This window comes from Jidongwangia harbinensis (genome assembly GCF_020216025.1).
Taxonomy (GTDB): Bacteria; Actinomycetota; Actinomycetes; order Mycobacteriales; family Micromonosporaceae; genus Actinoplanes; species Actinoplanes harbinensis.
Window position 1 is genome coordinate 73286 of record NZ_JAIWNC010000024.1, and the last position, 18788, is coordinate 92073.

Consider the following 18788-nt stretch of genomic DNA (forward strand, 5'->3'; position numbering starts at 1 on the left):
TGGCGGGCGACGCCCGCCCCCGGCCGGTCCCGCCGTCTTCTCTGCACAAGGAGGTGAGGGCTCGTGTTCTCCGTCGCGGACACCACGGGCGCGAAGATCACCCAGATGCTCTCGGCGATCCTGCTGTTCGTCGCGATCATGGGCGTGATCCTTTTTCTGGCCGGACGGGTCTCGGGCCGTCGCTCCGACCGGGCCGTCGCGTTCGCCTATCTGGCGCCCACGGTGATCATGCTGGCCGTCGGCCTGATCTATCCCGGCGTACGCACCATCTATCAGTCGTTCTTCAACGCGGCCGGCAACGCGTTCATCGGCCTGGACAACTACACCACGATCTTCTCCGACGCCGACCAGCTGACCGTGCTGCGCAACACGGTGTTCTGGGTGATCGTGACGCCGTTCGTGGCGACCGGCGTGGGCCTGCTCTACGCGGTCCTGGTGGACAAGGCCCGCCTCGAGTCGGTCGCCAAGGCCCTGATCTTCCTGCCCATGGCGATCTCGTTCGTGGGTGCGTCGATCATCTGGCGGTTCGTCTACGAGTTCCGCCCCAACCAGGGCAACGTGAAGCAGATCGGCCTGCTCAACCAGGTTCTGGTGTGGCTCGGCGGCGAGCCGCAGCAGTGGCTGATCGAGTCGCCGCTCAACACGTTCCTGCTGATCGTGGTCATGATCTGGATCCAGGCCGGGTTCGCGATGACCGTGCTGTCGGCGGCCATCAAGGCCATCCCGGACGACATCATCGAGGCCGCCCGGCTGGACGGCGTCACCGCGTTCGGCATGTTCCGCTTCGTCACGCTGCCGAGCATCCGGCCGGCCGTGGTGGTCGTCCTCACCACGATCAGCATCGCGACGCTCAAGGTCTTCGACATCGTGCAGACGATGACCGGCGGCCGGTTCAACACCAGCGTGGTCGCGAACGAGTTCTACAGCCAGAGCTTCCGCAGCGACAACCAGGGACTCGGCGCCGCGCTGGCGGTCGTCCTGTTCCTCATGGTCGTCCCGATCGTCGTCTACAACATCCGGCAACTGCGAGCCTCGGAGGCACGATGAGCGCGACGAGTGCTCCGATCACCACGACCCCGCCGGTCACTCCGCCCCCGGTGTCGGCATCGGCCAAGGCCAAGAAGCGGCTGACCTCGCCCTGGGCGTCGCTGGCCGCCCTGGTCCTCGCCGTGCTCTGGACGCTGCCGACGTTCGGCCTGCTGATCTCGTCGTTCCGGCCGCAGCGCGACATCCGGACCAGCGGATGGTGGACGTTCTTCAGCGATCCCGAGTTCACCATGGACAACTACCGGGAGGTGCTGGGCAGCGACAGCTCCGGCGGTCTGGGTGACTTCTTCGTCAACTCGTTCATCATCACCATCCCGTCGGTGATCATCCCGCTGACCCTGGCGTCGCTGGCCGCGTACGCCTTCGCCTGGATCAAGTTCCCGGGCCGGGACCTGCTGTTCGTGGCGGTCTTCGCGCTCCAGATCGTGCCCATCCAGGTGACCCTGATCCCGCTGCTCACGCTCTACGTGGACGCGGGCATCGCCGGCACGTTCTGGCCGATCTGGCTGTCGCACTCGATCTTCGCGCTGCCCCTGGCGGTCTTCCTGCTGCACAACTTCATGAAGGAGATTCCGTCCACGCTGCTGGAGGCGGCCCGGGTGGACGGCGCGGGGCACATCTCGATCTTCTTCAAGGTGCTGCTGCCGTTGCTCCGCCCGGCCCTGGCGGCGTTCGGCATCTTCCAGTTCCTCTGGGTGTGGAACGACCTGCTGGTGGCGTTGACGTTCGCCGGCGGTGGCGGCACGGTCGCCCCGATCACGGTGGCGCTGGCCAACCTGAGCGGTACCCGGGGTACGGCCTGGCACCTGCTCTCGGCGGGCGCGTTCGTGTCGATCGTGGTGCCGGTGACCATCTTCCTGCTGTTGCAGCGCTACTTCGTGCGCGGTCTGCTCGCGGGCAGCGTCAAGGGCTGACGGGGTGGGTGCCCGCGGGCACCCACCCCTTTCGCAAGATCCATGCGGACATCGGACAGCCCCTGCAAACTCTTGCACGGGCCCGGGCCCAGCCGTTAGCGTGCGGACATCCGCCGTCCATCGGAAGGTCTCAATGCCGATGTCCGCTTCCGTGTCCCGTCTCGCCGGCGCCGCCACCACCGTCCTGGCCGTCCTCGGCGCCCTGCACGTCCCGGCCCCGGCCGCCGCCGGCCCGGCCGCCGACCCGGCCGCGGTCGCCGCCGCCCCGGAGTGGCAGGTGGTGCACTACCAACGGCCGGACGGCGACTACGACGGCTGGAACCTGTACGCGTTCGGTGACATCGACGAATCCGCGCGGACCACGTTCCCGGCCGGGCAGCCGTTCGCCGGCGCGGACGCGTACGGCCGGTTCGCCTGGGTGAAGCTGAAGCCGGGCGCACGCCACGTGGGCTACCTGGTGGTGCACGAGGACGGCGTCAGGGACGTCGAGGCGGACCGGTTCGTCGACCCGGCCGTCCACCCGGAGATCTGGCTGAAGCAGGGCGACCCGGCGGTCGTCACCCGGCGCCCGGACCTGCCCCGGAACTTCGAGGTGCCGCTGGCCGCCGGCGCCACCGGACTGAACTACATCCTGCACCGCGGTGACACCAAGGACCTGCCGGACGACCAGCGGCTGGACTTCGCCACCGCGGGCCGCGAGGTGTGGCTGCTGGCCGGGCAGCCGCGACGGCTGGTGCCGCCGGTCCGGACGGCCGGCACCACCGGGGAGATCGACCTGACCCGGTCCCGCGCGGTCTGGCTGGACCGCGGGACGCTGGCCTGGCAGGTACCCGGCACCGGCGGCGAGGTGTACGACCTGGTGTACGCGCCGGCCGGCGGCGTGGCCGTGGTGGACGGCGAGTTGTCCGGGGCGTACCGGAGCCTGCGGTTGCACGCGGACCGCACCGGGCTCACCGCGGCCCAGCGGGCCCGTTTCCCGCACCTGTCGCAGTACCCGGCGTTCCGGCTCGGCGAGCGCGACCAGCACCGGGTGCCGGAGGTCCTGCGCGGCCAGGTGCTCGTCACCGAGCGGGACGCGGACGGCCGGTTGCGCTCGGCGACCGGCGTGCAGACCGCCGGCGTGCTCGACGACGTGTACGCCGCAGCCACCTCGGCGACGCTCGGCCCGGTGTTCGCCGCCGGCCGTCCCCGCCTGGCCGTGTGGGCGCCGACCGCGCAGACCGTGGCACTGGAGGTGTCCGACCGGCCGGGCGCCGCCGCCACCACGGTGGCCCTGACGCGGGACGACCGGACCGGGGTCTGGTCGGTGACCGGGCCCCCGGACTGGACCGGGAAGTACTACCGGTACCGGGTGACCGCCTGGCAGCCGGCCGCGCGGAAGGTGGTCACGGCGAGCGTGACGGATCCGTACTCGCTCGCCCTGTCCGCGGACTCCACGCACAGCCAGATCGTCGACCTGTCGTCGGCCGCGCTGCGGCCGGCCGGCTGGGACACGCTGCGCAAACCGGCCGCGGTCGCTCCCGCCCGGATCCAGATCTCGGAGCTGAGCGTCCGGGACTTCTCCATCGCGGACCGCACCGTGCCGCCCGCCGAGCGGGGCACGTACGCGGCGTTCAGCCGGACCGGCAGCGCCGGCATGCGGCACCTGCGCTCGCTCGCCGGGTCCGGCGTCACGCACCTGCACCTGCTGCCGGTGTTCGACTTCGCCACCATCCCGGAACGGCGCGCCGACCAGCAGCAGCCCGCCTGCGACCTGCCGGCGCTGCCGCCGGACTCCGCCGAGCAGCAGCGGTGCGTGGCCGCGGTGGCCGCGTCCGACGGCTACAACTGGGGGTACGACCCGCTGCACTACACCGTCCCGGAGGGCGGGTACGCGGTCGATCCGGACGGCGCGGCCCGCACCACCGAGTTCCGCCGGATGGTCGCCGGACTGAACAACGCCGGCCTGCGGGTGGTGCTGGACGTGGTCTACAACCACACGTCGGCGTCCGGGACCGACCCGAAGTCGGTGCTCGACCAGGTCGTGCCCGGCTACTACCACCGGCTGCTCGACGACGGCACCGTGGCCACCTCCACCTGCTGCGCGAACACCGCACCCGAGCACGCCATGATGGGCAAGCTGGTGGTGGACTCCGTGGTGACCTGGGCGAAGGCGTACCGGGTGGACGGTTTCCGGTTCGACCTGATGGGCCACCACCCGAAGGCCAACCTGCTCGACGTGCGCCGCGCGCTGGACCGGCTGACGCCGGCCCGGGACGGCGTCGACGGCCGGAACATCTACGTGTACGGCGAGGGCTGGAACTTCGGCGAGGTGGCCGACGACGCCCGCTTCGAGCAGGCCACCCAGGCGAACCTGGCGGGCACCGGGATCGGCACGTTCAACGACCGGCTGCGCGACGCGGTGCGCGGCGGCGGCCCGTTCGACGACAACCCCCGCGTCCAGGGTTTCGGCTCCGGCCTGTTCACCGACCCGAACGGCGACCCGGTCAACGGCACCGCCGCCGAGCAGCGGGCGCGGCTGCTGCACCACCACGACCAGATCAAGGTCGGGCTCAGCGGAAACCTGGCCCGGTACCGGTTCACCGCGACGTCCGGCACCGAGGTCACCGGCGCGGACATCGACTACAACGGCTCGCCGGCCGGCTACAACGCGGCGCCGGGCGAGGCGGTCACCTACGTCGACGCGCACGACAACGAGATCCTCTTCGACGCGCTGGCGTACAAGCTGCCGCCCGCGACACCCGCCGCGGACCGGGCCCGGATGCAGACGGTGGCGCTGGCCACCACGGCGCTGGGCCAGGGACCGGGGTTCGTCACCACCGGCAGTGAGCGGCTGCGGTCCAAGTCGCTGGACCGCAACTCGTTCAACTCCGGGGACTGGTTCAACGCGATCCAGTGGGACTGCGCGGACGGCAACGGGTTCGGCCGGGGCCTGCCACCGGCACCGGACAACGAGGCCAAGTGGCCGTACGCCCGGCCCCTGCTCGCCGACCCGGAACTGGTGCCGGACTGCGGCACCGTGGAGACGGCCCAGGCCCGGTACACCGAACTGCTCCGGGTGCGCCGGTCGTCGCCGGTGTTCGGCCTGCCCACCGCGGCCGAGGTGCAGCGGCGCCTGACGTTCCCGCTGTCCGGCACCGCCGAGACACCGGGCGTGCTCACCATGCGGCTGGACGGGCGCGGCCTGGACCCCCGCTGGTCGTCGGTCACGGTCGTCTACAACGCCACGCCGTCGGCCGCCACCCAGACCGTCCCCGCCGCCCGGGGCCGGACGGTCGAACTGCACCCGGTGCTGCGGGGTTCCGCCGACCCGGTGGTGCGCACCGCGTCGTTCGACACCGGCACCGGCACGTTCACCGTGCCGGCCCGGACGGTGGCGGTGTTCGTGCAGAAATGACGGGAGGCCCGGTTGCCCCTAGCATTCTTCTCGTGGCGGTGGAGGATCAGGGGGCGCCGGGCTTCGCCGCGCGGCTGGCCCTGGCCAGGGCCGAGGACCCGCGCGAGGCCGCCCGGCGCACCGACGTGGCGCTGCGGGTCGTCGCCGTCACGCTGGCCTGGCTGGTGCTGCTCGCGTTGCTGCTGGGCTGGGGACTGACCGGGCCGGCCGGTGCGGAACGTCAGGTGGCCGCGCTGGTCGCCGTGGTGCTGCCGTTCGTGGCGGCGGTCATCGCCACCAAGAACGGCTATGTCTGGCTCGGCGGCGCCTACGTCGTGCTCACGCTCGTCATGGTCCTCCCGGCACTCGGCATCGCCGGACTGGGCTGACGGACCGGCCTGACGGACCGGACCGGGCTGACGCGGGCACCGCGAACGGGCAGGATGGTCGGCATGGCGGGTGAAGAGCGGGACGGCGTACCCCTGACGAACCTCGACGCCGAGCTGTTTCCCGGAGCCGGCGCCACCAAGCGCGACCTCGTCGACTACCTGGACGCGGTCCGCGACCGGATTCTGCCGGTGCTGCGGGACCGGCCGCTGTCGGTGGTCCGGGTGCTGCGCGGCCAGGACCGGTTCATGCAGAAGAACCTCCCGAAGTACACCCCGGACTGGGTCCCCCGCACCGAGGTGTGGGCGGAGGCGTCGCACCGGCAGGTGTCGTACGGGCTGTGCAACGACCGCCGCACGCTGCTGTGGTTCGCCAATCAGCGGGCGGTCGAGTACCACCCGGCACTGATGACGGCCGGGCAGCACCACCCCACCCACCTGATCATGGATCTGGACCCGCCGGAGGGCGGGGGTTTCGAGCTGGCGGTCGGCGCGGCCGAGCTGGTGCGCCGGGTGCTGGACGACGCGGGCATGGCGAGCGCGGTGAAGACGAGCGGCGCGAAGGGGGTGCACGTGTTCGTGCCGCTGCCGGACGCGGCGCCGGTGGAGGACGTCGCGGCGGCGACCCGGGCGGTGGCGGCGCGCGCCGAGCGTCTCGATCCGGCGCTCGCCACCACCGCGTTCATCCGGGACGACCGGCAGGGCAAGGTGTTCCTGGACTCGACGCGGGCCGGCGGCGCGACCGTGGTGGCCACCTACAGTCCGCGCATCCGTCCGGGTGTGCCGGTGTCGTTCCCGGTGGCCTGGGCCGACCTGGGTGACGTGCACCCGAGCGACTTCACCGTGCACACGGCGCCCGGGCTGCTCGGCGACGCGGACCCGTGGGCGGCGGCGATGCCGGGGCCGCAAAAGCTGGACCCGAGGCTGGTCGAGGAGGGGCACACCATCCCGATCGCCCGGGTGCAGGCCATGCACGAGGGCAAACGCCGGGCCCGGGCGCGGCGGGACGGCTGAGCGCGTACGCCCCGCTCACCCGCCCAGGCGGCGCTCCACCCGGGCTACCGCGGCGCGCAGGTGTGGCCCGCGGACGTGGTCGGCGCGGGCGTACCACGAACCGGCACCGTAGCGGCGCAGCGCCTCGGCCCGGCGCCGGTCCGGGGTCACCCGCCGTCCGGCCGGGTCGACGGTCTGGTCGGCGTACGTGAGCGCGTCGGGCATCAGGCCGGTCTCGCGCGGATAGCCGGCCAGCGCCCGGCCCAGCCCGCGGGCGGTCGCCACGAACCGGGCGCCGGAGTGGTGCGCCACCAGCGCCGCCACCCGCACGGGCCAGAGTTCCCGGCGGAGGTAGCGGGCGCCGTCGAGCGGAGGGAAGCCGGTGGCCACGGCGGCCGGCGCGGACCCGATGTCGTGCAGCCACGCCGCCGCGACCAGCACGTCGGCCTCCAGGCCGAGCGGCCCGGCCAGTTCGGCGGCGCACTCCGCCACGGCGACGGTGTGCCGCCAGCGGTCGCCGAGCGGGCCGAGATGCCAGGCGGCGGTCTGCTGGGCCACCGTGCACAGCGCCGCCGCCGCGACCGCCAGCCGGGGCCGCAGCGGGCTGACCGGTCGCGGCGGACACGTGGCGATCATCGCCGGTCCAGTTCCCGGTCCAGGGTGATGGCCGCGTCGATCAGCGCGAGGTGGGTGAACGCCTGGGGGAAGTTGCCGATCTGCTCGCCGTTCGGGGCGACCTCCTCGGAGTACAGCCCGAGGTGGTTGGCGTAGGTCAGCATCTTCTCGAACGTCAGCCGGGCCTGTTCCAGGCGGCCGGATCGGGCGAGCGCGGTGACGTACGCGAACGTGCACAGCGAGAACGTGCCCTCCGAGCCGCGCAGGCCGTCCGGGGACGCGGCCGGGTCGTACCGGTACACCAGGCTGTCGGTGACCAGTTCGGTGTCCATCGCGGCGAGCGTGGACGTCCACATCGGATCGTCCGGGGTGACGAAGCCGACGGTCGGCATCCGCAGCAGCGCCGAGTCCAGCACATCGGTGCGGTAGTGCTGCCGGAACGCCCGGCGGCTGGGACTCCATCCCCGGTCCATCACCTGCCGGTAGATCGCGTCCCGCTCGTTCCGCCACCGGTCCACCGGAGCCGGGCGGCCGTGCGCGGCGGCGAGCCGGAGGCCGCGGTCCAGCGCGACCCAGCACATCACCCGCCCGTACGTGAAGTCCTCCCGCCCGCCGCGGGTCTCCCAGATGCCCTCCTCGGGCTGGTCCCAGTTCTCGCTGACCCAGTCCACCAGGTCGCACAGTTTCTGCCAGCCGTGATGACCGCTGGCCAGCCCGTTCCGGTCGGCGACGTACACGCTGTCCAGCGCCTCGCCGTAGATGTCGAGCTGGAGCTGGTCCGCGGCGCCGTTGCCGATCCGTACCGGGGCGGAGCCGCGGTAACCCTCCCAGTGCTCCAGCGTCTCCTCGACCAGGTCGCTGGAGCCGTCCACCCGGTACATGATCTTCAGCGGGCCGCTGCTGTTCTTGTCGGTCTGCTCGTCCACCCGGTCGCCCAGCCACCGGCCGAACGCCGCGGCCTCGTCGGTGAAACCCAGGCCGAGCAGGGAGTACACCGAGAAGGAGGCGTCCCGCACCCAGGTGAAGCGGTAGTCCCAGTTGCGCTCGCCGCCGATCTGCTCGGGCAGCGCGGCGGTCGGCGCGGCCACCAGCGCACCGGACGGCGCGTACGTCATGAGTTTCAGCGTGATCGCCGAGCGGCGCAGCGTCTCGCGCCACCGCCCGTCGTACGTGGTCCGGTTCACCCAGGTCCGCCAGAACGCCACGGTCTCGTCGAACAGCCGCCGCACCTCGGCCAGGCGCACCTGCCGTGCCGGTCCCGGCGCGCCGGTCTGCAGCAGCAGGCCCCGCTCCTGCCCGGCGGTGAGCCGGATCTCGGCGTGCACGTCGCCACGGTCGTCCACCCAGGTGCGGGCGACCCGGTCGTCGTCCGGCTCACGGACCAGGCTGACCGTGACCGCGGTCCGTTCGCCCCGGAACACCACGCCGTCGTCGCTCAGCCGGGGCTCGGCGGGCTCCCGGCCGTAGTCGAACCGGGGTGCGATGTCGACGGCGAACGTCATCTCGCCGCGGACGCAGCGCACCATCCGTACCAGCCGATGCTCCGGGGTGGCCGGCTCGCCGGCGATGACCGGCATGAAGTCGACCACCTCACCGACCCCCGCATCGGTCAGGAACCGGGTGATCAGAACCGCGGTGTCCGGGAGGTAGAGCTGCTTGCGGGTGAACACGGCGGCGGTGGGACGGACCCGGAAGTGACCGCCTCGGCCGGCGTCGAGCAGCGACCCGAAGATGCTGGGTGAATCGAAGCGCGGCGAGCAGAACCAGTCGACGCATCCGTCGGTGGAGACCAGCGCCGCGGTCTGCAGGTCGCCGATGAGGCCGTGGTCGGCGATGAGCGGGTAGTCCGTCATACCGCCGAGCCTGCGGCACGGCCGGCGGTGACCGCATCATGCGGTGCGGATGATGCCAACGCCGGTCGTGACGGTGGACCCTGCGGAGGGAATCGGCCATCGGAACGGGAGCGGGTGCGGCATGTCCGAGCAGTCCCCCACCGGACGGCGCGCGGCCCCGCCGCGTGGCGTCCTCCTGCCACTCATGCTGGCCCAGTTCATCTGCAGCTTCGCCGGCTCGAACATGAACGTGATGATCAACGACATCAGCGAGGACCTGGACACCACGGTGGCCGGGGTGCAGACCGCGATCACGATCTTCCTGCTGGTGATGGCGGCGCTGATGATTCCCGGCGGCAAGCTGACCGACCGGTACGGCCGGAAGGTGTGCCTGAACGCCGGCCTGGCCCTGTTCGGTCTCGGCGCGCTGATCAGCGCGGTCTCCCCCGGGCTGCCGATGCTGATCGTCGGCAACTCGATCCTGGAGGGGATCGGCACGGCGCTGCTGATCCCGCCGGTCTACATCCTCACCACCCTGTTGTTCACCGAGATCACGACGCGGGCCCGGGCGTTCGGCGCGATCAACGGGATGGGCGGGGTCGGGTCGGCCACCGGGCCGCTGATCGGCGGGCTGATCGCCACGCTGCTCACCTGGCGGGCCGCCTTCGTCTTCCAGGCCCTGGTGATCGTCCTCATCGTCGTGCTCAGCCGGCGGGTCCTGCACGACCCGCTGCCGCCGGACCGGACCCTGAAGTTCGACACCGTCGGTGCGGTGCTGTCCTCGGTCGCGCTCGTGCTGATCGTGACGGGCATCCTGGCCGCCGACGACAACTGGTGGCTCACGCTCGCTCTGATCGTCGCCGGTTCGCTCATGCTGGCCCTGTTCTTCCGGTGGGTGCACACCCGGGAGCGGGCCGGCCACGAGGTGCTGCTGTCCACGTCGCTGTTCCGCAACCGGGCCTCCAACCTCGGCCTGATCACCCAGAACATCCAGTGGCTGGTGCTGATGGGGATCTCCTTCGTGGTGTCCGCGTTCCTTCAGGTCGTGCGCGGCTACAACGCCATTCAGACCGGCCTGGTGATCACCGCGGCCACGGTCGGGCTGCTGCTGTCGTCGTTCGCGGCCGAGCGCATGGCGAAGCGGCGCAGCCAGCGCGCCCTGATCATGAGTGGTTTCGCGGTGACCATCGCCGGAATCGTGCTGTTCCTGATCCTGGCCGGTCTGTCGACGGCGGTGTGGGCGTTCCTGCCCGGGCTCTTCCTGATCGGGGTCGGCATCGGCGCCATGCTGACGCCGTCGGTGAACCTGGTGCAGTCGAGCTTCCCGGACGAGTTGCAGGGCGAGATCTCGGGCCTGTCCCGCAGCGTCTCCAACCTCGGGTCCTCGCTCGGCGCGGCGATCGCCGGCACCATCATGGTCGTGCAGCTCGGCTCGCGGCCCGGCTCCTCGTACGCGGCGGCCCTCGTCGTCCTCGCCGTGATCGCCGCCGGAGGGCTGGTGGCCGCGGCGTTCCTGCCCGGCGGCCGGCCCGCGAACGCACCCGCGGCCGGTCCGCAGGTGCCGAGCGCACCGGTCCGGTAGCGGTCAGCGCGGCTGCACCGCGAACACGTGCGATCCCCACGACGGCAGGTCGGCGTACAGTCCGTCCGCGGCGAGGTCGTCGCCGCGGCGGTCGAACACCCGGCCGTCGAGGTCGTCGGTCAGCCGCCACTCGCGGCCCCGCAACGCCTCCCCGGGCAGCCGGACCCGGCCCTGCGACGCGTGCGCGGCGAGGTTCACCACGACTACGTGGTGCGGCCGGCCGTCGGTGTACCAGGCCCAGGCGAGCAGGTCGCGGTGGGTCGGGTTGTCCGGCCAGCCGTGCACGTCGAGCAGAGCCCAGTCCCCGTACCGCAGCGCGGCGCCGGACCGGATCACCCGGTCGTAGAACGCCCGGAGGCCGGTGTCGGCCGGCTCGTCCGGACGGCGGCCGAGGAACACCGGCAGCCGGACCCGGCGGCCCTCGCACTGGCCCTCGTGCCACAGCGTGGCGCCCGGCAGGGTGGCGACGGCGACCGCGGCGGCCCGGTCCCGGCCGCCGGGAAGCGCGGCCGCCGCCCGCGGCTCGTCGTGGTTCTCGATGAACCGGATCAGCCCCCGCTGGTAGCCGCGGTCCGCGCCCAGGTGTGCGCGGACCGCGGCGGCGTCGGAGTGGACCAGCCGGTCGTACAGGCGCTTGTCGTAGCAGAAGTCGAAGCCCTGCTGCTGCAGCGTCCATTCCATGTCCCAGTACGCCTCCGCGATCAGCACCGCGTCGGAGTGCCGCGCCCGCAACGGCCGCAGCACGGCCGGCCAGAACTCCTCGGCCGGCGCCGGACCGGCGTACCCGCCCCAGGTCTTGCCGAACACGTCGTTGGTGAGCAGCATCGCCATGTCGCACCGGACGCCGTCGCACTGTTCCAGGACCGCCCCGAGGACGTCCGCGGTGGCCTGCCGGACCGCCGGGCGGAACGCGTTGATCTGGACCACGTCCGGCCACGACGGGAAGTAGGGGTCGCGGCCGTGGGCGAACACCCGGCTGCCGATCTCGAACCACGCCCCCGGGTCGGCGGCCCGGTCCGCGGCGGTGCCGGTGACGAACCAGTCCGGGTGCTCGGCCACCGCCGGGTGATCCGGGGCGACGTGGTTCGGCACGTAGTCGAGGATCAGGCGCAGGCCCCGGCGGCGCAGCTGGGCGCGGGCGGCGGCCAGTCCGGCCGGGCCGCCGAGCCGGGCGTCGGCGACGTACCGGCGCACGCAGTACGGTGAGCCGACCACGTCGGCCGGGACGAGATCGGGCAGCGCGGCCCGGAAGTCCCGCTGCAGCCCGGCCTGCTCGACGGCGATGGCCAGCCCGAGCGGGCTGCGTTCCCAGACTCCCATCAGCCACACCGCGTCCGTGCCGGGCGGCGCCACCGAGTCCCAGACGTCGTCCGGCAGGTCGGCCAGCGTGAGTTCGGCGCCCAGCTCCCGCCGCATGCCGGTCAGCCAGGGCCAGGTGTCGATCTCGTACACCACCGGTGCGGACGGCCAGCTCATCACTCCTCCGTTCCGGGTGACCGGCGCAGCACCCCGGTCATGCCGTTCGCCCGCAGGTCCGGCCCGTTCAGCACCGCGAACAGGCTGGGGAAGACCGCGACCAGGCCGGTCCAGCCGGTCTGATGGGACGCGCCCAGCCCGGCGCCGTTGTCACCGTGAAAATACTCGGAGAAGGTGATCAGATCGCGCCAGTGCTCGTCCTCGGCGAAGATGTCCTGCCCGCCGTGGCAGGGCCGGTGCCCGCCCGGGTCCGGCAGGAAGAGCCGGGTCAGCCGGTCGGAGAGTTCCCGGGCCACCTCGAACAGCGACATCCGGGTTCCGGAACCGGTCGGGCACTCGACGGTGAAGTCGTCGCCGTACGCCACGTGCAGGTTGAGCAGCGCCCGGATGAGCAGCGCGTTCACCGGGAACCAGACCGGCCCGCGCCAGTTGGAGTTGCCGCCGAACATGCCGCTGTCCGACTCGGCCGGCTGGTACGGCACCTCGTACCGGCGGCCGTCGACCTCCAGGCCGAACGGCCGGGCGGCGTGCACGCGGGACAGCGAGCGGATCCCGTACGGGCTGAGGAACTCCTCCTCGTCGAGCATCCGGGCCAGGATGCGGCGCAGCCGGGACTCGTCGAACAGGGCGAGCACGTGGTGACCGTCGTCCCCGCTCATCCGGATCCGGGAGACCATCGAGGCCACACTGGAGTGCCGGGCGATGAACGCACGCGCCCCGGCGAGCAGCTCCGGGTGCCGGGAGACCGCCTCCGGCGGCAGCACCGTGGCCGCGGCCAGCGGCAACAGGCCGACCATCGAGCGCACGCGCATCCGGGTGGCGCCGCCGCCGGGCAGCCGCAGCAGGTCGTAGAAGAAGCCGTCCTCCTCGTCCCACATCGACTCGGCCTTGCCGACCGACCGGTTGACCGCGACCGCGATCCACGCGAAGTGCTCGAAGAACGTCTCCGCCTGCTCGAGGTAGACCGGGTCGTCGGCGCCCAGTTCCACCGCGATCTGCATCATGTTCTGGCAGTACAGCGCCATCCAGGCGGTGCCGTCCGCCTGGTCCAGATGGCCGCCGGTGGGCAGCGGCGCGCTGCGGTCGAACACGCCGATGTTGTCCAGGCCGAGGAAGCCGCCCTGGAAGACGTTGTTGCCGTCGGCGTCCTTGCGGTTCACCCACCAGGTGAAGTTGCGGGCCAGCTTGTGGAAGACGCTCTCCAGCCAGGCCCGGTCGCCCCGGCCGGTGCGGGCCTTCTCCAGCTCGTACACCAGGTGCGCGGCCCAGGCGTGCACCGGCGGGTTGACGTCGCTGAAGTTCCACTCGTACGCCGGGATCTGGCCGTTGGGGTGCAGGTAGCGCCGGCTCAGCAGCAGGTCGAGCTGACCCTTGGCGAACGTGGTGTCGACCATCGCCAGGGTCACCGCCTGGAACGCCAGGTCCCACGCGGCGAACCAGGGATACTCCCAGGTGTCCGGCATGGAGATCACGTCATGGCACTCCATGTGGAACCAGTCGCCGTTGCGGTTGCCCCGGGCGTCCAACGGGTCCAGCCCGTGCTCGATCAGCCACTGCTCGACGTCGTAGCCGAAGTACTGCTTGCTCCACAGCATCCCGGCCAGCGCCTGCCGGACCACCTGCCGGACCGGCCCGTGCAGCGCGGCGGGAATCCGCTGCTCGTAGAACTCGTCCGCCTCGGCCCGGCGCCGGGCGACCACCGCGTCGAACGCCTCCGCCGCGGCCCGGTCGCCGCCGGCCGTGACCGGCTCGTCGGTGAGCCGCACCCGGACCGTGGCCGAGCCGCCGGCCGGCACGCGGAGCGGGTAGTCGGCGGCCGCCTTCGTACCGGCACGGTCCGGGTTCACCGCCGTCTCGTCGCCGTGCACCACGTAGCGGTCGATACCGTCCTTGACGTACGGCGACGCGTTCGGGGTGCCGAACAGCCGCTCGGTGTTGGTGTCGTTGCCGGTGAACCGCAGGCCGGGCGCGTCCAGGCAGACCAGCCACCGCCGGCCGAGGTCGGGGTGCACCGCCTCGGCGACCGACGTACCCGGTGTGCCGTCCACTTCGCGCAGCACCGGCCGCTCCGCCGGCGGGTCGCCCCACGACCACGTGTTGCGGAACCACAGGGTGGGCAGCAGCCGCAGGTCGGCCGGTTCGGGGCCGCGATTGTGCACGGTGATCCGCAGCAGCACGTCCTCGGGCGCGGCCTTGGCGTACTCGATCTCCACGTCGAAGTAGCGCCCATCGGCGAAGACGCCGGTGTCGAGCAGTTCGTACTCGAACTCGGTGCGTCCGCGGGCGGCGTTCGTGGCGACCAGGTCGGTGTACGGGAACGCCCGCTGCGGGTACTTGTAGACCATCCGCAGGTACGAGTGGGTCGGCGTGCCGTCGAGGTGGAACCAGTACTCCTTGGCGTCCTCGCCGTGGTTGCCCTCGGCGTTGGTCAGGCCGAAGAACCGTTCCTTGAGGATCGGGTCGGCGCCGTTCCACAACGCCACCGCCAGGCACAGCCGCTGCCGGTCGTCGCTGAACCCCGCGATGCCGTCCTCGCCCCAGCGGTACGCCCGGGAACGGGCCTGGTCGTGGGTGAAGAAGTTCCAGGCGTCGCCGTCCGCGCTGGCGTCCTCCCGGACCGTGCCCCACTGCCGGTCGCTCAGGTACGGGCCCCACCGGCGCCAGGCGACGCCCCCGGTGTCCGCGTCGTGAATTCGCTGCTGCTCCGCACCGGAAGTCGCCGTACTACTCATCCGGTCAGCGTGCTGCCGCACCCCGGGCCCTCGCGTCATCCGCGCGGAGTGAACGCGGCGCGCGGGCCGGCCACCGGCGGCCCGGCCGGCGCAAAATCGGAGGCCGGTCCGCGGGCGGCACCCTAGGCTGAGCGAATGCGGCGGATCCTGGTCTACGGCGTCACCGGATCCGGCAAGTCGACGCTGGCGCGGCGGATCGGCGAACGGCTGTCGGTGCCGTACGTCTCGGTCGACGACCTGATGTGGGAGACCGGCTGGGTGCCGGTGCCGGCCGAGGGACAGCGCGAGCGGATCGCCCCGATCTGTGCCTCCGACGCGTGGGTGCTGGACGCCGCGTACGGATATTGGCGCGACCTCGTCCTGCCGCGGGTGGAGCTGATCGTCGGGCTGGACCTGCCGCGGTGGCGGTCGCTCGGCCGGCTGCTGCGCCGCACCGCGCTGCGCATCGCCACCGGCGCCTCGGTGTGCAACGGCAACCGGGAGTCGGTGCGCGGCTCGCTGCTCACCTCGGACTCGATCGTGCGGTGGCACTTCCAGTCGTTCGCCCGTAAGCGGGCCACCATGCGCGCGTGGCACGCCGACCCGGCGATGCCCGAGACGGTGCTGTTGCGCACCCCCGCCGAGGTCGAGGAGTGGCTGCGCGGCCTGCGCTGACGCACGGCCCGGGACGCCCTAGCCGATCAGCCGGCTCCAGAACGTGACGGTGGGGCGGGCCGGGCGGTCGGACGGTACGCCAAGGCCGAACTCCTGGTACACGAACCCGCGCAGGTCGGTGCCGTAGCAGATGACGTCGGTCTGGTAGATCGAGAGCACCGGATGACCCGACGTGCCGCGGCCGGCGGGCAGGTAGCGGTGCGCGTACACCGGCACCATCCGGGGCGCGGTGAGCAGTCCGGCGCGGGCCGCACCCAGGGCGGCGTCCAGGTCGGCCGGCCGGGGACCCCAGCCGTCGTACCAGAAGTCGTTCTGCGCCACGTCGAACAGCACGCCCTCGACCGGCCGGGCCAGCCGCTCCCGCAGCCCGGCCCGGTCGCCGTCCCGCCAGTCCGGCCAGCCGCGGCCCACCGGCAGACCGGCCGCCAGAAAGGCCCGGTGATCGTCCGCGAAGGTGACGCCGAACTCGGCCTCCACCTCGGCGAACTCGGCGTCGTCGAGCCCCGGCCGGACGGCGAACCGCCCGGAGCCGGCGAGCAGGGCAGCGGCCGCGGCCGCATCGTCGGTCACCCGGCCACACTATCGATCCCTACACCGGATGGCGTAGTCCGTACTCTGAGGGCGTCGGCGCAGGTGACGGTGGGCGGACGACGCGCCGCCCGGGGTCCGCTGCCTAGCGTCGTGGGCATGTCGACCAAGGAGGTTCCCATGTCCGTCGCCACCGCGGCTCCCCCGCCCGCCGTAGCCGTGCCGGTCCGCCACCGGGCCGCGGCGCCGGCCGCCGCGCTCACGTTCGTCGGCGTACCCGCCGGCCTGGTCCTGACCGGCGGCAGCACCGACGGCGTCATGACGCTGACGCTGGCCGGCACGCTCGCGCTGGCCGCGCTGTTGCTGCGCCGATGGCCCCTCGCCGTCCTGGTCTTCTCCGTGCTCTGCGTGGTCGGCCTGCGCGGCGGCTTCCTCGTCGGGTCCGGCTGGGTGTGGCCGGCCACCGCCGCGTTCGTCGCGGTGGTCCTGGCCGGGCGGGTGCGCGCCGCCGTCGCGGTCGGCGCCACGGCACTGCTGTACGGCTTCGCCTGGGACGGCTACGTCGATCTCGACCACGGGACCACCTGGGCGGCGGCACACCTCGGCGCGGAGGCGCTGTGGCTGGCCGCGGTGCTGGCCGCCGCGCACGCGTACCGCAGCACCCGCCGCTGGCAGGGCGAGGTCGCCGCGCGCCTGGCCCAGGACGAGCACGAACGCGCGCTGGAGGCCCGCCGGCGCCGCGCCGAGGAGCGCGTCGACATCGCCCGCGACCTGCACGACGTCGTCTCCCACACGCTGGCCGTGGTGGGCGTGCACCTGAACGTGGCCCTGGACGCGTTCGACAGCGAACCGGACGAGGCCCGCGCGTCGCTGCGGCTCGCCCAGCAGGTCCGCGGCCGTGCCATGACCGACCTGAAGTCGCTGGTGGACGTGCTGCGCGAGGGCACCGGACCGGCCGAGCCGGCACCCGGGCTGGACGGCCTGGAACGCCTGGCGGATCAGGTACGCGCGGCCGGCCTGGAGGTGTCGCTCACCGAATTCGGCGAACGCGGCGACGTGCCGGCCCCGGTGGCCACCGCGGTCTACCGGGTGGTGCAGGAGTCGCTCACCAACACGGTCCGGCACGCCGGCGCCGGCCGGGTCACGGTCACCGTGCGCTACGCGCCCACCAGCGTGGTGGTCGACGTGCAGGACGACGGCCGCGGCGCAGACCCGGTCACCGACGGACACGGGATAGCCGGCATGCGGGAGCGGGTGGCCGCGCTGGGCGGCGCGCTCACCGCCGGCCCGAGCCGGACCGGTTTCGGGGTACGCGCGATCATTCCGGTCGCGGACTGACATGTCCGTCTCCGTCCTGCTCGCCGACGACCAGCACCTGGTCCGCGCGGGATTCCGCAGCCTGCTGCGGCGCGACCGGAACATCGCGGTCGTCGGCGAGGTGTCCACCGGCGACGAGGCCGTCCGCACCGCCCGCCAGGTCCGCCCGGACGTGATCCTGATGGACATCCGGATGCCCGGCCTGGACGGCATCGAGGCGACCCGGCGCATCGTCGCCGACCCCGAGCTGCGCGGCACCCGGGTGGTCATCCTCACCACGTTCGAGACCGACGAGTACGTGTTCGCCGCCCTGGCCGCCGGCGCCAGCGGCTTCCTCACCAAGGAGGTCGATCCCGAGGGACTGCGGCACGCGGTACGCGTGGTGGCGGCCGGTGAGGCCCTGCTGTCGCCCAGCGTGACGCGGCGCGTGGTCACCCAGTTCGCGCACCGCCCGCCCGCCGCGCCACCCGGTGCCGACGGTGCGCGGCTGGCGGCGCTGACCGCTCGCGAGCGCGAGGTGGTGCGCCTGGTGGCCACCGGGCTGTCCAACGAGGACATCGCCCGGGAACTGGTGATCAGCCCGTTGACCGCGAAGACGCACATCACCCGGGCGATCGCCAAGCTCGGGGTCCGGGACCGGGTCCAGCTGGTGATCCTGGCGTACGAGGACGGCCTGGTGGCCCGCGGCACTCCCGACGACGCGGTGCCTGAGCAGGGGTGACCGTCAGCGGGCCGGCCGCCCGCTGACCTGTGCCGGTTCTCCCCGGGCCGGGGACACATCGCCGCCGCCCGTGGTCGGCGCCGGCGGGTCACGGATGGCGGGGAGCCCTGGGGCGATTTCCGACTTTCCCGGCGCTGCCGCACTGCGCCGCCAGCAGATCCTGGAGGCCGCCAGCAGATCCTGGAGGCCGCCAGCAGATCCTGGAGGCCGCCAGCAGATCTTGAAGCCGGCGGCAGATCTTGAAGCCGGCGGTAGATCTTGGAGCTGGCGGCAGATCTTTGGTGGCGGATGGCCCCCAGGAGGGCGGTTTCGCTCCAAGATTCGTCGCAGCCTCCAAGATCCGCGGCGGACGCGGGCGGCGTTGCTTCGCATATGCCACTCCGCGATTTTCTGGCATATCGGTCACAACCGCATGACATATGGCTCCCGCGCCCGGCCGGGAGCGGCGACCCCGTGCCGATTTGCACACTTTCTCGGCGCGCGCGTGTCGAGCAACGGCGCGCTCCGCACCCCAACTCCACACGCCCCCCGAGCCCAAACCCAGCGTGTGGAGCAACGGCGCGCCCCGCACCCCAACTCCACACGCCCCCCGAGCCCAAACCCAGCGTGTGGAGC

14 protein-coding genes are annotated in these 18788 nt (G+C 72.6%); 9 read left to right on the forward strand and 5 right to left on the reverse strand.

All coding sequences use genetic code 11. The features are described 5' to 3' along the window. Positions 1-105: 105 nt before the first annotated feature. The 5 genes from LDL48_RS26985 to LDL48_RS27005 all read left to right on the forward strand — a co-directional run bounded on the left by LDL48_RS26985 (position 106) and on the right by LDL48_RS27005 (position 6737). Positions 106-1047 (forward strand): carbohydrate ABC transporter permease, encoded by a 942-nt coding sequence (locus LDL48_RS26985; RefSeq protein ID WP_225258119.1) that lies wholly within the window; start codon positions 106-108, stop codon positions 1045-1047. Beyond that, positions 1044-1961, forward strand: coding sequence for a carbohydrate ABC transporter permease (locus tag LDL48_RS26990; RefSeq protein ID WP_225258030.1), 918 nt, complete (start codon positions 1044-1046; stop codon positions 1959-1961). Before LDL48_RS26985 ends, LDL48_RS26990 begins: the two co-directional genes overlap by 4 nt. Positions 1962-2100: 139 nt before the next feature. After that, positions 2101-5358, forward strand: coding sequence for a pullulanase-type alpha-1,6-glucosidase (gene pulA / locus LDL48_RS26995; RefSeq protein WP_225258031.1), 3258 nt, complete (start codon positions 2101-2103; stop codon positions 5356-5358). Between the two features lie 32 nt (positions 5359-5390). Next, entirely contained in the window at positions 5391-5726 is a 336-nt protein-coding gene (locus LDL48_RS27000) for a hypothetical protein (RefSeq protein WP_225258032.1), read from the forward strand. Between the two features lie 54 nt (positions 5727-5780). Then, on the forward strand, positions 5781-6737 hold the full coding sequence (locus tag LDL48_RS27005) for a DNA polymerase domain-containing protein (protein WP_225258033.1): 957 nt from the start codon (positions 5781-5783) through the stop codon (positions 6735-6737). A gap of 15 nt (positions 6738-6752) precedes the next feature. Here LDL48_RS27005 and LDL48_RS27010 read toward each other — a convergent pair whose 3' ends face one another. Beyond that, a complete protein-coding gene (locus LDL48_RS27010) occupies positions 6753-7352 on the reverse strand; it encodes an HD domain-containing protein (protein ID WP_225258034.1) in 600 nt (199 codons plus the stop codon). Next, a complete protein-coding gene (locus LDL48_RS27015) occupies positions 7349-9184 on the reverse strand; it encodes a glycoside hydrolase family 15 protein (RefSeq protein WP_225258035.1) in 1836 nt (611 codons plus the stop codon). The genes LDL48_RS27010 and LDL48_RS27015 overlap by 4 nt, the downstream gene beginning before the upstream one ends. A gap of 121 nt (positions 9185-9305) precedes the next feature. On the opposite strand from LDL48_RS27015, the gene LDL48_RS27020 reads away from it, so the two are divergent. Further along, positions 9306-10745 (forward strand): MFS transporter, encoded by a 1440-nt coding sequence (locus tag LDL48_RS27020; RefSeq protein ID WP_225258036.1) that lies wholly within the window; start codon positions 9306-9308, stop codon positions 10743-10745. A gap of 3 nt (positions 10746-10748) precedes the next feature. Here LDL48_RS27020 and LDL48_RS27025 read toward each other — a convergent pair whose 3' ends face one another. Continuing rightward, a complete protein-coding gene (locus LDL48_RS27025; protein ID WP_225258037.1) occupies positions 10749-12221 on the reverse strand; it encodes an alpha-amylase family protein in 1473 nt (490 codons plus the stop codon). Continuing rightward, positions 12221-14953 carry an MGH1-like glycoside hydrolase domain-containing protein gene (locus LDL48_RS27030; RefSeq protein ID WP_225258038.1) on the reverse strand — a complete coding sequence of 911 codons (2733 nt, stop codon included), beginning with the start codon at positions 14951-14953 and terminating at the stop codon, positions 12221-12223. Before LDL48_RS27030 ends, LDL48_RS27025 begins: the two co-directional genes overlap by 1 nt. 135 nt (positions 14954-15088) lie before the next feature. Here LDL48_RS27030 and LDL48_RS27035 point away from each other — a divergent pair, with 135 nt between their 5' ends. Next, positions 15089-15607 carry a P-loop NTPase family protein gene (locus LDL48_RS27035; RefSeq protein ID WP_225258039.1) on the forward strand — a complete coding sequence of 173 codons (519 nt, stop codon included), beginning with the start codon at positions 15089-15091 and terminating at the stop codon, positions 15605-15607. 18 nt (positions 15608-15625) lie between these two features. Here LDL48_RS27035 and LDL48_RS27040 read toward each other — a convergent pair whose 3' ends face one another. After that, positions 15626-16177 (reverse strand): SMI1/KNR4 family protein, encoded by a 552-nt coding sequence (locus LDL48_RS27040; protein ID WP_225258040.1) that lies wholly within the window; start codon positions 16175-16177, stop codon positions 15626-15628. Positions 16178-16315: 138 nt separating this feature from the next. On the opposite strand from LDL48_RS27040, the gene LDL48_RS27045 reads away from it, so the two are divergent. Together LDL48_RS27045 and LDL48_RS27050 are read left to right on the forward strand one after the other, a co-directional pair. Further along, complete coding sequence (locus LDL48_RS27045) at positions 16316-17473, forward strand: sensor histidine kinase (protein WP_225258041.1); 1158 nt, start codon at positions 16316-16318, stop codon at positions 17471-17473. A 1-nt stretch (position 17474) separates the two neighbouring features. Beyond that, positions 17475-18173 (forward strand): response regulator, encoded by a 699-nt coding sequence (locus LDL48_RS27050; protein WP_225258042.1) that lies wholly within the window; start codon positions 17475-17477, stop codon positions 18171-18173. Positions 18174-18788 lie beyond the last annotated feature (615 nt).